The organism is Spirosoma horti (genome assembly GCF_054776595.1).
Genome location: NZ_BAAHBQ010000002.1, coordinates 25983 through 39345, shown reverse-complemented (window position 1 = coordinate 39345; position 13363 = coordinate 25983). Strand labels below are relative to the sequence as shown.

At 48.8% G+C, this 13363-nt stretch carries 12 protein-coding genes; 4 read left to right on the top strand and 8 right to left on the bottom strand.

Features of this window, described 5'->3' with window-relative positions:
* Positions 1 to 127: 127 nt before the first annotated feature.
* The 3 genes from ACYVAM_RS04280 (at position 128) to ACYVAM_RS04270 (ending at position 2271) form a co-directional block, all read left to right on the top strand.
* Complete coding sequence (locus ACYVAM_RS04280; RefSeq protein WP_461064289.1) at positions 128 to 1414, top strand: LVIVD repeat-containing protein; 1287 nt, start codon at positions 128 to 130, stop codon at positions 1412 to 1414.
* Positions 1415 to 1422: 8 nt separating this feature from the next.
* On the top strand, positions 1423 to 2004 hold the full coding sequence (locus tag ACYVAM_RS04275) for a hypothetical protein (RefSeq protein ID WP_461064287.1): 582 nt from the start codon (positions 1423 to 1425) through the stop codon (positions 2002 to 2004).
* Positions 2005 to 2073: 69 nt separating this feature from the next.
* A complete protein-coding gene (locus tag ACYVAM_RS04270; RefSeq protein WP_461064285.1) occupies positions 2074 to 2271 on the top strand; it encodes a hypothetical protein in 198 nt (65 codons plus the stop codon).
* Positions 2272 to 2368: 97 nt separating this feature from the next.
* On the opposite strand, the gene typA is transcribed toward ACYVAM_RS04270, so the two are convergent.
* Both typA and ACYVAM_RS04260 read right to left on the bottom strand, forming a co-directional pair.
* A complete protein-coding gene (typA, locus tag ACYVAM_RS04265) occupies positions 2369 to 4183 on the bottom strand; it encodes a translational GTPase TypA (protein ID WP_461064283.1) in 1815 nt (604 codons plus the stop codon).
* Positions 4184 to 4444: 261 nt separating this feature from the next.
* Positions 4445 to 4645 (bottom strand): hypothetical protein, encoded by a 201-nt coding sequence (locus ACYVAM_RS04260; protein WP_461064281.1) that lies wholly within the window; start codon positions 4643 to 4645, stop codon positions 4445 to 4447.
* 68 nt (positions 4646 to 4713) lie between these two features.
* Here ACYVAM_RS04260 and ACYVAM_RS04255 point away from each other — a divergent pair, with 68 nt between their 5' ends.
* Entirely contained in the window at positions 4714 to 5145 is a 432-nt protein-coding gene (locus ACYVAM_RS04255) for a gamma-glutamylcyclotransferase family protein (protein ID WP_461064279.1), read from the top strand.
* Positions 5146 to 5224: 79 nt separating this feature from the next.
* Here ACYVAM_RS04255 and ACYVAM_RS04250 read toward each other — a convergent pair whose 3' ends face one another.
* From ACYVAM_RS04250 to ACYVAM_RS04225, 6 genes are all read right to left on the bottom strand, one after another.
* Positions 5225 to 5542 carry a hypothetical protein gene (locus tag ACYVAM_RS04250; RefSeq protein ID WP_461064277.1) on the bottom strand — a complete coding sequence of 106 codons (318 nt, stop codon included), beginning with the start codon at positions 5540 to 5542 and terminating at the stop codon, positions 5225 to 5227.
* 90 nt (positions 5543 to 5632) lie between these two features.
* A complete protein-coding gene (locus tag ACYVAM_RS04245) occupies positions 5633 to 6067 on the bottom strand; it encodes a hypothetical protein (protein WP_461064275.1) in 435 nt (144 codons plus the stop codon).
* Between the two features lie 182 nt (positions 6068 to 6249).
* The gene (locus tag ACYVAM_RS04240; protein ID WP_461064273.1) at positions 6250 to 7116 is read right to left on the bottom strand and encodes a dienelactone hydrolase family protein; all 867 of its coding nucleotides are present in this window, start codon (positions 7114 to 7116) and stop codon (positions 6250 to 6252) included.
* Between the two features lie 59 nt (positions 7117 to 7175).
* Complete coding sequence (locus tag ACYVAM_RS04235; protein WP_461064271.1) at positions 7176 to 8456, bottom strand: metallophosphoesterase; 1281 nt, start codon at positions 8454 to 8456, stop codon at positions 7176 to 7178.
* A gap of 302 nt (positions 8457 to 8758) precedes the next feature.
* On the bottom strand, positions 8759 to 12193 hold the full coding sequence (locus ACYVAM_RS04230) for an efflux RND transporter permease subunit (RefSeq protein ID WP_461064269.1): 3435 nt from the start codon (positions 12191 to 12193) through the stop codon (positions 8759 to 8761).
* A 29-nt stretch (positions 12194 to 12222) separates the two neighbouring features.
* Positions 12223 to 13350: an efflux RND transporter periplasmic adaptor subunit gene (locus ACYVAM_RS04225; protein WP_461064267.1), complete on the bottom strand. Its 1128-nt coding sequence runs from the start codon at positions 13348 to 13350 to the stop codon at positions 12223 to 12225.
* Positions 13351 to 13363 lie beyond the last annotated feature (13 nt).

The following is a 13363-nucleotide window of genomic DNA, read 5'->3' as shown; positions in this document are numbered from 1 at the left end:
GCTAACTTTTTGTGTAAGATCAATATTGCCCGGCCGTAATCAAGACAGCCGGGCAATTTTTTTGTACTGATTTACAACGCTTTTACGGTCTACAGAATCTTAGTCACAAACCCTGACACATGTGCCTATGAAAGCGAACCGTCTACTTCTTTTTGTACTCCCGTTTTTATCGCTGACGGGTTGTACCGACAACTGCAAAGAAACCCGGACGTTCCGGCGTTATTCACCCGTTACGTTCACAGCCAATCAACTCCGGCAGGGCGTTCAGATCGTGCCCCCTCAAGCTCTGGTGAACCCGGGTAAAATTTACACGAAGGATCAATATCTGTTCATCAACGAACTGAAAGAGGGGATTCACATTATCGATAACCGCAACCCATCCGCCCCAACGCCCGTTGCGTTTGTCCGGATTCCCGGCAATGGCGACATGGCCGTTCGGGATAATATTTTGTATGCTGATAGCTACATGGATCTGGTGGCGTTCGACATCAGCAATCCAGCCTCCATAAAGTCCATAAATCGGGTCCAGAATGTATTTCCCAGCGGTTCGTTTGAAGGCGGCTGGTGGAGCTTTGACAACACGGCCCAACTGGTATACGACCAAAAGGTTAGCTACGTAACTGAAACAGTCGACACAAATTGTGAGGAGAACGTCAGCCCAACAAATGGCTGGGTCAATGGGGTTTTCTTCAATGCACAGGCAAGCTCGGCTGGGTCAGATAAATCGTCAGGCAGCTCAACGACCAACGGTGTGGCCGGGTCAATGGCCCGATTCGCCCTCTACAATGATTACCTCTACACGGTCAATCAGTCGACGATGCAACTGTTCAACATCAAGAATCCGGCACAACCAAAAATTGGAAACGCCATACAAATGGGCTGGGGAATCGAAACAATTTTTCCGTACAAGGATAAGCTGTTCATCGGTTCGCAAACGGGCATGTTCATTTACGACAACGCCAACCCGGAGAAGCCTGAGCGCCTGTCGGTTTTTCAGCACGCGCGTGTATGCGATCCGGTTGTGGTGCATGATAATCTGGCCTATGTAACCCTGCGCTCGGGCAATCAATGTGGTGGGTTTACTAACCAACTCGATGTCGTTGATATCTCAGACCTGACAAACCCACGTCTGCTCAAGAGTTATCCGATGCGAAATCCACACGGGCTGGGCGTTGCCTATCCTAACCTGTTCATTTGTGAGGGCGCCTATGGCCTCAAATCGTTCGATATAGCGGATGCCATGAACGTGAAGCAATTGCAGCATATTGAAGATTTAAACGCATTTGATGTCATCCCGCTGGAAAAATCATTGCTAATGATTGGCAAAGACGGTTTCTACCAGTTCGACGCCAGTAATCCGCGCCAATTGCGCCCGCTGAGCCATATTCCGATTAGTCGTCCATCTTATTATTAGGTATCGGTATGAAGCAACTTTATTTGTTGGCATCAAGCCTGCTAATTTTTGGGCAAGCATTAGCGCAATCCGTTACTTATCGGCCTGCCTACGTCAATTATACGGAGTTAGGGGGACTATTTGGACGGGTCGCTTCCGGGTCGTCGACGGCTCAACTAGTCGAAAACAAGTTGAGCTTTACGGCGCAGACCTTTAATGGTGTTCAGGTAAGTCGACGGTTAGCGGTGGGTGGCCTGGTAGGCATTGACTGGTACAAAGGCGCACTGGTTATGCCAGTCGGTGGCGGACTGCGTTTCGATTTTGCCCGGAATCCTTACCGGAACGTACGTTTACTGGCCATTGCCGACGCTGGTTATGGATTTACATGGCTCAACAAAAGTTCGACCGGTTACGAACTAAAAGGTGGGTTGATGCTTAACCCGGGAGTAGCTTTGCGGGTAGGTAAACCATCGACCAATGCCTTCTTACTGTCAATTTCTTACAAACGGCAACTGGTCGATGTACAAAAACCGCTTTTCGGCAATGATATTCAACGGGATGAGCACCGCCTATACAATCGACTTTGTTTCCGAATGGGAGTCTCTTTTTGAAACAATTTCCTTTAACTTCTGTTAATAGCAACAGTAGACACATCATTCATGAATTCTACGCAATACACTATGAAAAAAATTGCCCTATCAGTTATTGGCGGTTCGCTGTTTGTAGCTGGTTATTACCATGTTCATCGGCATTCTACATTTGCCGATACCAAAACGACGCAAACAGCACTCGAAACGCCAGCAAAACCAGCAACCGTATTTCCATTTAAAACATTGCCTGCTTTTGCCTTCAGAACGGATAAGTACTTCACATTCTGAAACCGGATAGTTTAGCTTACAAAAAGAAGCCCCGCCTGAACATTCAGGCGGGGCTTCTTTTTGTAAGCTAAACTATTGTTATTCGATCCATAGCCGATTAAGCCATCGCGAATTTGCTTTGATTCCGTTTACGCTCGTTTTCGTCTAGATAAATCTTACGAATCCGCATTGATTTTGGTGTCACCTCAAGGTACTCGTCCTTCTGGATATACTCCATGTTCTCTTCAAGTGAGAACGAGATTTTCGGGGCAATTTTCACATTGTTATCCGAACCTGAAGCCCGCATATTCGTCAATTGCTTCGCTGTGATTACGTTAACAACAATGTCGTTCTGACGGTTGTGCTCACCAATTACCTGACCGGTGTAAATTTCGTCACCTGGTTCGATAAAGAACGATCCACGATCCTGAAGTTTATCAATTGAGTAAGCTGTTGCAGCACCACTTGTCATCGAGATTAACGAACCGTTGATCCGCTCAGGAATTGGTCCTTTGTATTCCTGATACTCTTTAAACCGGTGGCTCATAACGGCTTCGCCGAAGGTTGCCGTCAGAACGTTTGACCGCAAACCGATCAGCCCACGCGATGGAATATCGAATTCCAAATGTTGCAGATCGCCTTTCGGTTCCATGATCAGCAGTTCACCCTTACGTTGGGTAGCCAATTCGATAACTTTGCCCGCGGTTTCCTCTGGAACGTCGACCACGAGGGTTTCGATTGGCTCCAGCTTATGACCGTTTTCGTCTTCTTTGTACAACACCTGTGGCTGACCAACCTGCAATTCGTAGCCTTCACGACGCATGGTTTCGATCAGAACGGATAAGTGAAGAATACCACGACCATAGACCAGGAATCGGTCTTCGCTGTCGGTTGTTTCGACCCGTAAGGCCAGGTTCTTTTCGATTTCTTTGTAAAGCCGCTCACGCAGGTGGCGCGATGTAACGAACTTACCTTCTTTACCGAAGAATGGCGAGTTGTTGATCGTGAACAACATGTTCATGGTTGGCTCATCCACCGAAATACGAGCAAGTGCTTCGGGTTGATCAGCATCCGTTAGGGTATCTCCGATCTCAAACTCTTCAAGACCCGTAACAGCGCAGATATCGCCACACGCAACTTCGCTTACTTTCAGTTTACCAAGTCCTTCAAAGGTTTGTAATTCTTTGATTTTGACCTTTCTAACAGAACCGTCTGCTTTTATAAGGGCCATATTAGCACCTTCTTTCAGCGTTCCGCGGTGCACCCGCCCGATAGCAATCCGGCCTACGAAAGCCGAATAATCCAGCGATGTGATCTGCATTTGTGGCAACCCTTCATTCATTGGTGCAGGCGGAATGCTCTCAATGATTGTATCGAGCAGATAGGTGATGTTGTCGGTTGGTGTTTTCCAATCCGGACCCATCCAGCCCTGTTTCGACGAACCGTAAACGGTTGGGAAATCCAGTTGGTCTTCCGTAGCGCCGAGGTTGAACATCAAATCGAAAACCTGCTCGTGCACTTCATCAGGACGGCAGTTCTCTTTGTCGACTTTGTTAACGATAACGATTGGCTTCAGACCCAGTTGCAGGGCTTTACCCAGTACGAAGCGGGTTTGTGGCATGGCGCCTTCAAAGGCATCGACCAGCAAACAAACGCCATCGGCCATTTTCAGAACGCGCTCAACTTCACCGCCAAAGTCACTGTGACCTGGGGTATCGATGATGTTAATTTTAACATCTTTGTAACGGACCGATACGTTTTTGGAAACGATCGTAATACCCCGTTCACGTTCGAGGTCATTGTTGTCCAGAATCAGGTCACCAAATTCCTGGTTATCCCGAAAGAGCTTAGACGCGTGAATAATCTTGTCGACCAGGGTCGTTTTGCCGTGGTCAACGTGAGCGATGATTGCTATATTGCGAATTGATTGCATACAGATGTTGTCTGAATCAGGCCTACCCTGATTCGTTTGATCTTCATGATTTGATTGTATTCCTCTGAACCCTATTATAAGCAATCATGAAAATCATGAAAAATCAAATAAATTCTACCAGTTAACTGGTACGGTTCAGATGTTTCAAGCCGCAAAGGTACGAAATTTTACGCTGAAACACAGATTTTTACAAGTAATTTAACGAAAAAAGGCCCAAGAAAGGGCCTGTCTATGCTATAAGTACAATTTCTTAACAATTGCTTAATGATTCGGACAGCCACAGCCATTCTTTTTGCGGAAAAGTCCTGTGTTGAACAGTCCCCCACGCTTTGGTTTGTAGCCTTTTCGCTTACGCCCGATAGCTGTTTGTTCCGTTGGATTTTTAGACGCCATCGTTTCCAGCGGTACATTGATCAGCACCAGCGATGCTGCCATTAGCAGAATGATTTTTGTCCGTTTCATAACCCGTGTATTTTCTATCTAACGTCAAATAGCCTACTTTCGTCGCACGGCCATCCATTTTTTATTAAATGACCCACAATCCTGACTTTCTAATCGTTTACGGAACCCTCCGACCGCCCTTCGACAACACGTTTTCCCGATATCTGCGCCAACGGGGCCGCTATGTGGGCGAAGGTTCCTTTAAAGGCCAGTCATTCGATATGGGAAGTTATCCAGGAGCTGTTTATCAGGAAAATAGCGATACGCGCGTGTATGGCTCAGTCTTCGAAATCAGTAACCAGAAGGAGGCTATACTCACTTATCTCGACTATTACGAAGGCGTTGGTGATCAGTTTGAACAACCCACGGAATATATCAGAGCCATAATCCCGGTTCAATTTCAGGATGCCACTACCGATTGCTGGATTTACCTGTACAATCTACAGACCAATGACAAGCCTTTAATTGAATCGGGCGACTACTCTGTGCACATTGGTAAGCCTTTTTCCTGGCCCGCCTGAAGTATCAGTGGCATTCATAGAAAGAGGGGTTATAGTTTGAAACTATAACCCCTCTTTCTATGAATGCCACCGTGTGTTTTTATCTCGGTCCACGAGAACGGCCACCCCCGCTATAACCACCCCCACTTCGACCGCCATTGTAGCCACCACGGGGACTACCACCATAATAGCGGGGGGCTGGCGAATAATAACGAGGCCGAACCACAACCGGCGGACGAACCACGACGGGTGGGTTGTAGTACCCATATGGCCTGTACCCATAGCCGTAATAAGGACGAGCCCCATAATAGCCGGGTCCGTAACCAGGACCTGTACTTACATAAGAAGGACCACAGCTAGTCATCAGAACAACTAATAAACCAGCTATCAGAAAGGGGAAGACTTTTATCGTTTTCATGACATTTCGTTTTTACTGTTCACGCATTGAATCACTATTTGTCATTTAAGAAAGGCGATCTGCCAATCTCACATACCTACCTACTCTTTGCTACCAACGACGGCCGTAGCCGCCCCGGTGGCCACCATACCCGTATCCATAACGAGGGTAGGGTCTAACATAAACAGGAGGACCTACCACAACAGGTGGTGCCACAACAACGACGCGGGGTGGCAAAATGACCACCTGCTGACGGGGTGGATAGGGTTGGCCATACTGGTCATATCGCCCATATCCATTTGGATAAGCCTGGCCATATCCGTTTGGATACCCCTGGTTGTACCCGTTATTATATCCATTTGGGTAATTCTGATTGGGATAACTCTGCCCGTACCCGTTTCCGTTGGGGTAGTTCTGGTTATATCCGTTTCCATTTTGATATCCCGGCCCATACCCATTACCGGGTCCATATACCTGGCCAAAACTGACCGTCGCTATACCGAGTAAGAGTCCGGTTATAAGTCCACTCAACTTCGTCGTTTTCATCGCTGTGCGGGTTTTCACCCGATTTGTTGGTTAGACAGATCGTGAGCCTCAGCGTTTAATCAAAACGAGTAAAAGGCGGTTAAAGTTTTATTAAAACCCGGACGTGTTATATAACAGGAAGTGGCTGACGAATACGGTTTGTATTTGCCAGCCACTTCTTATCTTACAACTTACCAGCTTCCTTACGCCTTCAACTTATCTTTCAGGTAAGCTAGTGCCAATTTGTAAGCATCGGCAGCAGCTTCTTTATTGTAAACAGGGTTACTTGGGTTAGCGAAGCCATGCCCGGCGTCATACATCTTCACCGTTACTTTTTCGCCAGCTTTAGCCATGTTCTCTTCGAATGACTTGACGGACTCCGGTGTGATCCCTTTATCCTGACTGCCAAAAAATCCCAGTACATCAGTATCGAGCGTTTTCAGTTTTTCAACATCCTGCTCTGGCCGTCCGTAATACATGACACAACCTTTAGCCTGTTTGCCTTCCAGCATCGCCGACTGCAGGGACAACATACCGCCAAAACACCAGCCTACACTGGCGAATTCAGCTTTAGGGCCTGCGTAGGCAATAGCTCCTTTCTGAATGCTCATTAGCCGGTCTTTGCTGGCTCCCTGCATCAGTTTACCCGCTTCAGATGGCTCGGTGGCCACTTTACCGTCATACATATCAACCGCCAGCACGTTCACATCTTTCAGATCGTTGTAGAACGTTTCTGACTGTTGTTTGATATTGTCGTTCAGGCCCCACCACTCCTGATACACGAGGAGCCATTTGTTCGATGGCTTTTTGGCTTTTAATAGAAATCCATTTGCCGATTGGCCATCCGGCGTCGAGAATTTAATCATCTCACCTGCGCCCGTGTAGGTAAAGGGTAGGGGAGCTTCATGTAGCCGCTGGAAAGCGGGATCAGCGGCCATAGCCGACATATCGTTGCCCGGTGAATCTGTCGTGTGACAGAGTGGGATGGCTGTTTCCTGAGGCTCGGCTGGCTTCAGGTACGAAAACAACGACATAAAAAAAGAGAGTCCGGTAATGAATACAATTTTCATAATGTATGTGATGGTTTATTGAGTAGGGTAACTGAATGAGTAGACAATTAGTTAGGCGATCAGGCCTTAACTAACTCAAAAATAGTGATCTCCGGTAATATTCCGACCCGGCCCGGGTAACCAATGTAGCCGTATCCCCGGTTCACATATAGGCGCTGATCGCCATCCTGGTATAAACCCGCCCACTGCTTGTAGAAATACTGAGCCGGGCTCCATTTCACATCGCCCAGGTCAACCCCAAACTGAGCACCGTGGGTATGACCGCTAAACTGAACATCGATATCCGGGTATTTCGGGCGAACTTCGGCATCCCAGTGCGTGGGGTCATGGGAGAGGAGGAGTTTGACAGGATAGTCCTTCGTGCCTTCATACGCTTTTGCCAGATTACCGGCCCGTAAGGCTGCCGGGCCAAAGCCAAGGTTCTGAACCCCGATCAGCGCGATTTTGTCGCCGTTATGTTCCAGTATCTTGTTCTCATCCAGCATGATGTTCCAGCCCATCTGCTTGTGAGCGGCTATTACATTCAGTACGTTCTGACGCTCGGCCTGGGCGCTTGGCCACTGCACATACTTGCCATAATCGTGGTTACCGAGGGTTGAATAAACGCCCATGGGTGCCTTTACTTTGTTAAATACGTCGATGTAGCTATTCACCTCATCGGCATGGCTGTTGACCAGATCACCGGTAAAAAACACCATATCGGGTTTTTGGCCCAGGAGCATTTCAACGCCCCCTTTTACCGCCGTTTTGTTGAAAAAACTCCCGGAGTGAATATCTGAAATCTGGGCAATGGTCATGCCGTTGAAACCGGAAGGCAGATTCTTAAGCGGTAACTTGATACGCCGGATTCGGTAGTCATGCGCCCCCGACAGAATGCCCCAGCTAAAGCCAACCAAGGGCACAGCACCGACTACCAGGGCCGTTTTCATCAGAAAATCGGAGCGGGTAATGGTGTCCGTAGCGGGCATGGTTTTGCGGGTCGTATCCTCAACAGCTTCGCGAACCTCAGGTTTATAGAAGAGCGAAACAACCCACCGGAAGAACCGGCCGATGTCATCGATTAAAATGATCAGTACGGCGAAGATCTTCGAGAAATAGGGGATAGCGATAAACGCCCACAGAAATGTGCGTGTATTCCGGCTGATGGAATCGGGCGGCAGCAGTTGCATGATGATATACATCAGCAACGAAATAGCGGTGAAGCCCCAAAAAGCGATGGCAATAATGCGTTGTGTCCCTTCGGTTGCTGATCGGCTGAGTGTCTTAACAGCCTGAAAAACATACCAGTCGATCAGGAGCAGAATAGCGGGGAGTATAAAAAATAAAGTGGTCCGATTCATGGATTTTTGTTCGTATTTCTGCTGAAGTAAGGGGATGTATGATATGATGTATTCGTGTGGATGCCGCCCCTTTTTCAAACCGGTTCGGCGGCCTAATTGTGAGCATAACCCAACAATGATGGCCGGTGTTCCAAGTTGCAGACAGGGCCTGGCGAAAACCCTCTGTTGGTGATAATGTGGGGTTACCGCCTGTACCCAGGACAACCTGAACGGCTGGTGAATAGCTTTCTGTGAAAATTGCCTGAAAACGAATGATGCCGACGGCTTTGGACCTGTCGGCATCATTCGGTTAACGCTGTTATCTATACCAGTTCTTCTTCCAGTTCCTCTTTACGTTCGAGTGCGGGGTCTTTCTTGCCAAACCATTTCATCCGAATGCGTTCGTTGATCCAGTACATACAGGGCACGATGACAAGCGTCAGAACAGTTGAAAACGTTAGACCGAAAATGATCGTCCAGGCGAGAATATTCCAGAATACGGAGCTGTCACCGCCAACGATTATGTGCGGATCGAAATTACGGAACAACCCGACAAAGTCTACGGTGATACCCAGCGCCAGCGGAATCAGGCCCAGTACGGCAGCTGAAGCCGTCAGCAATACGGGTGTTAACCGGATACCGCCCGCTTCAATGATGGCCTCACGCAGGGGAACACCCCGACCACGTAATTCTTCAATGAATTCGATCAGCAGAATCCCGTTTTTCACCACAATCCCGGCCAGGGCAATGATACCAACCCCCGACATGATTACCGAGAACTCTTTGTTGAAAATAACGAACCCGAGCAATACGCCAATCAGCGAGAACAGGATCGTAACGAAGATGATCAGTGGTTTCACGACCGAGTTAAACTGCGTGGCCATGATCAGGTAAATCAACAGCATGGCAATCCCGAAGGCCGATACCAGGAAGTTCATCGACTCCTGCTGGTCTTCCTGCTCACCACCCATTTTGAGCGTGTAACCATTCGGTACCTCAATGTCCTTGATTACCTGCTGGATTTGCGCCACAATCTCGTTGGCATTATAGCCCGGCACCACATCAGAACTTAACGTAACGAGCCGTTCCTGGTTTTTGCGGTTGATCTGGCTAAAGGTTGTCGAGTAGCTAATGTTCGTTACCGATGTAATCGGAACCTGCCGCAGTTGACCGCCCATGACCATGTCGCGATACACCACGTTCAGACTCAATAGCCGGTCGATCTGGCTTCGGTCATCGGGTTTCAGGCGAACCATGATTGGGTATTCGTCTTTCGCATCCCGGAATTTCGACACTTCCGTACCGAACAACGCCGTCCGAATGGCCATGGCCACCTGACCTGATGAGATACCTTCCCGTTCGGCTTTCTCCCGATCAATGTCGATGACGATTTCGGGTTTGTTCGTGATCAGATCCGACTTCAACTGGTCGATACCCTGAATACCCGCCTGGGCAATTTTCTGACGAACCTGTTTTTCGAGTTTCTTAAGTTCATCGAATTCTTCGCCCGCAATCTCGATGGCAATTGGTTTACCCGTCGGTGGTCCGTTGGACTCACGTTCTACTGAAAGTTCGCTACCTGGCAAACCGCTCACGGCTACCCGAACCTTGCTCAGTAGTGAATCCGTTGAGATGCCGTGCCGTTCTTCGTTTGGTTTAAACGCAATCGTGACTTTCGATTTTTGGGGCGTTGCCGAGCGATCAGGATTCATGGGATCACCGGCGTTCTTACCAACGTTGGAAATAACCGAGTTTACAATATCGGTTGCCTTATTGTCTGCCAGTACTTTAAATACACGCTTCTCGATAACTCTGGTGACCGAATCGGTTACGCGGGCGTCGGTACCAATCGGCATCACGTTGTAAACGTAGATGTAATCCGGCTCACCGCTCGGGAAGAAGAGGACTTTTGGCTTGGCAATTCCGGTGATAATAAAGGTCAGAATCAGCAAACCGAACGCGGCTACGATAGCCAGAACAGGCCGCCATCCGGTCAGGATCCACGAAATCAACCGCCGATAGCCGTTCTTGAGCGCGGGTAACATACTTTCCTGAAACGGAACGATCAGTTTTGGCGTCAGCACATAATGATTGAACACATACAGGATGATGAACAGAACGAACAGGTTGCCAATACCCCGGTCAATTACATAGCCAACCCCGGCCAGCACGGTCATAATCATAAGGGGCCGTTTGATTTCCTGGAAGCTCTGTTTGTCTTCGTGGTTATCGTCTTCGTGGCGTTTCATGAACGTTACGGCAAAGACCGGGTTGATCACGTAGGCAACGAACAAGGAAGCGAACAGCGTCAGGATAAGCGTCAGAGGCAGAAACTTCATAAACTCACCCACAATACCCGGCCAGAACAAGAGCGGGAAGAATGGCGCAATGGTCGTTAGCGTTCCGGATAACACGGGTACGAATACCTCTCCGGCAGCCGCTTTCACGGCTTGCTTAATATCCCAGTCTTTGTTCTCGTTGAAGAGTCGGTGTGAGTTTTCGATAACCACGATCGCGTCATCCACAACAAGTCCCAAACCAAGCAGGAAGGCAAAAAGCACCATTGTATTCAGTGTAAACGATGCACCAACCAGAGGGCCTAACACCGGCATCAGGACAAACGCAACCAGGGCAGATAAGGGAACCGACAACCCAACGAAAATTGCATCGCGAACACCCATGAAGAACATGAGCACCAGTACAACGAAAATGAAGCCAAGAACAACCGTGTTGATCAGGTCATTCACGTTCTCACGCGTCCGCTCCGATTGGTCGGCCGTGATTTTCACTTCCAGCCCTTCCGGGAAACGGGTCTCCTTATACTCTTCGATGGTTTTTTCGATGCGGTCGGCGGCCGAGATCAGGTTAGCACCCGCCCGTTTGATGACGTTCAGCGTAACAACCGACTTGTTATTCAGCCGAGCAAAATTCTGCTGCTCTTCAAAGTTGTCGCGCACTTCGGCAATGTCGCCAAGCTTTACGGTTGCGCCGGTAGCCGTCCGAATTTGCAGATTTTGAAGCTGCGCAACGTCCGTAAATTCACCTTTCACGCGTACCGTCCGACGAACCCCGTCGATGGGCAGCTCACCGCCCGATACGTTGATGTTTTCGCCCTGAATGGCTTGCTGAATATCGGAGAAAGCCAGACCCGCCGACTGCATCCGAGGCAGATCGACATTGATCTGAATTTCACGTTCCAGCGCGCCAATGATGTCGACCCGACGAATTTCGGGCATACCTTCAATCACGTCCTGCAAATCTTCGGCGTACTCTTTCAGTTGTTTCAGTGAGAAATTACCGGCCATGTTCACATTCATGATCGGCATTTCGGAGAAGTCGACATCCTGCGCGGTCGGGCCTGAATCAAGTTCCTTCGGCAGATCCGGTTTCGCTTTGTCGATGGCATCCCGAACGCGCTGTAACGCATCCGACGACTGCACATCGGGATTAAATTCAACCAGAATAACCGATACGTCCTGCAAGGCATTCGATTTGATGCGCTTCACGCCCGAGATGGACTTCAACTGCTTCTCGATCTGCTTGTTAATCGTATTTTCGATATCGGCTGGGGCCGTTCCCACATAAACGGTGTTGATATACACCTGAGGCACCTTAATATCCGGGAACTGCTCTTTGGGCAGGTTGTTGTACACGAACAGCCCACCCAGTGTAATCAGGAAGGTGAAGATGTAAATCGCCGTTCGGTTCTCAACGCACCAGTTGGTGAATCCGAGGGTTTTATACTGTTCAAATTTCATAAAGAAGGAGTTTGTAGAAAACCGTTCAACTAAAAACTAATTGCCTGTCCATCAACCAAATCCTGATAGCCAGCCGTAACAATCTGGTCACCTGCCTGTAATCCCTGCGTAACGGCGATTTGACCACCGTACGACTGACCCGTTTTAACGGTCCGTGCTTTAGCTACCTTCTTGCCGCCTTCGTTTACGGCTACATACACCAATTGCCCATTCTCCGTGCTCTGGATCAAATTCTGATTGATCACAATCGCATTGGCCTTCGTCTCGTCATTGATCTTTATGCGGGCCAGCATGTTTGGCTTCAGCGCATTGTCAGATGGGAGAGGAGCCTCAATCGTAAATGTCCGACTTAGCGGATCGACCGTTGTTGCCACAAAGGAGATACGCGAGTTCAGCGTTTTCTTCAGATCAGGAAATTCGATCATCACAGCGTCTCCTTTCCGAACACTACCCGAATACGTATCGGCCACTTTGGCGACGACTTTAAGCTGCGACAGATTGACAATCCGAACGAGCGCCATACCCGGTGCCGCCGATTGGCCTATTTTCACCATTACCTGATCGACAACGCCCGAAATAGGCGCCGTTACCGTCGACTGGCCTAGCTGAGCATTGAGCGTAGACATCCGGCGTTCGAGCGACTCTTTGTTATTTTTCGCCTGTAAATACTGAATCTCCGTGCCGATTTGCTGCTTCCATAAAGAAGCCTGTTTTTCGTAAATCGTATTGACAAGCGACAGTTGCGTTTTCAGTTCTGCCATCGACTCCCGCAACAGCTGATCGTCAACTTTTGCAATTGCCTGACCAGCCCGAACCTGATCGCCCTCTTTTACAAACACCGACGTCACAACACCGCCCGACTTGGGCGATACCTGCACGTTATTTTTTGCATCGATCGTGCCCTGCAACTCAACAAAGTGCTTGAATGTGGAGGCCGACAAAGGCGCTACCGACACGTCTTTTACGCGCTCGTTGTCCTGCTTCTTTGGCTCAAGTTTGGCCAGATCGGCTTCCAGTGTTTTGATCTTCGTCGTCAGCTCGGTCTGTTGTGACTTTAGTGTAGTCAGTTCTTCCCGTTTACTTTGTACATCTGTCTTCTTCTCCCCTGAACAGGCGGTTAATAAGCTCACGAGGGCAATTGCGTAGTATGGTTTCATGGTCGAATTTTAA

Coding starts and splice junctions, on each gene's coding strand:
- ACYVAM_RS04275 (WP_461064287.1), top strand. CDS start 1,423: ATGAAGCAACTTTATTTGTTGGCATCAAGCCTGCTAATTTTTGGGCAA.
- ACYVAM_RS04250 (WP_461064277.1), bottom strand. CDS start 5,542: ATGAAAACGATAAAAGTCTTCCCCTTTCTGATAGCTGGTTTATTAGTT.
- ACYVAM_RS04245 (WP_461064275.1), bottom strand. CDS start 6,067: ATGAAAACGACGAAGTTGAGTGGACTTATAACCGGACTCTTACTCGGT.
- ACYVAM_RS04260 (WP_461064281.1), bottom strand. CDS start 4,645: ATGAAACGGACAAAAATCATTCTGCTAATGGCAGCATCGCTGGTGCTG.
- ACYVAM_RS04270 (WP_461064285.1), top strand. CDS start 2,074: ATGAAAAAAATTGCCCTATCAGTTATTGGCGGTTCGCTGTTTGTAGCT.
- ACYVAM_RS04225 (WP_461064267.1), bottom strand. CDS start 13,350: ATGAAACCATACTACGCAATTGCCCTCGTGAGCTTATTAACCGCCTGT.
- ACYVAM_RS04230 (WP_461064269.1), bottom strand. CDS start 12,193: ATGAAATTTGAACAGTATAAAACCCTCGGATTCACCAACTGGTGCGTT.
- ACYVAM_RS04240 (WP_461064273.1), bottom strand. CDS start 7,116: ATGAAAATTGTATTCATTACCGGACTCTCTTTTTTTATGTCGTTGTTT.
- ACYVAM_RS04235 (WP_461064271.1), bottom strand. CDS start 8,456: ATGAATCGGACCACTTTATTTTTTATACTCCCCGCTATTCTGCTCCTG.
- ACYVAM_RS04280 (WP_461064289.1), top strand. CDS start 128: ATGAAAGCGAACCGTCTACTTCTTTTTGTACTCCCGTTTTTATCGCTG.
- typA (WP_461064283.1), bottom strand. CDS start 4,183: ATGCAATCAATTCGCAATATAGCAATCATCGCTCACGTTGACCACGGC.
- ACYVAM_RS04255 (WP_461064279.1), top strand. CDS start 4,714: ATGACCCACAATCCTGACTTTCTAATCGTTTACGGAACCCTCCGACCG.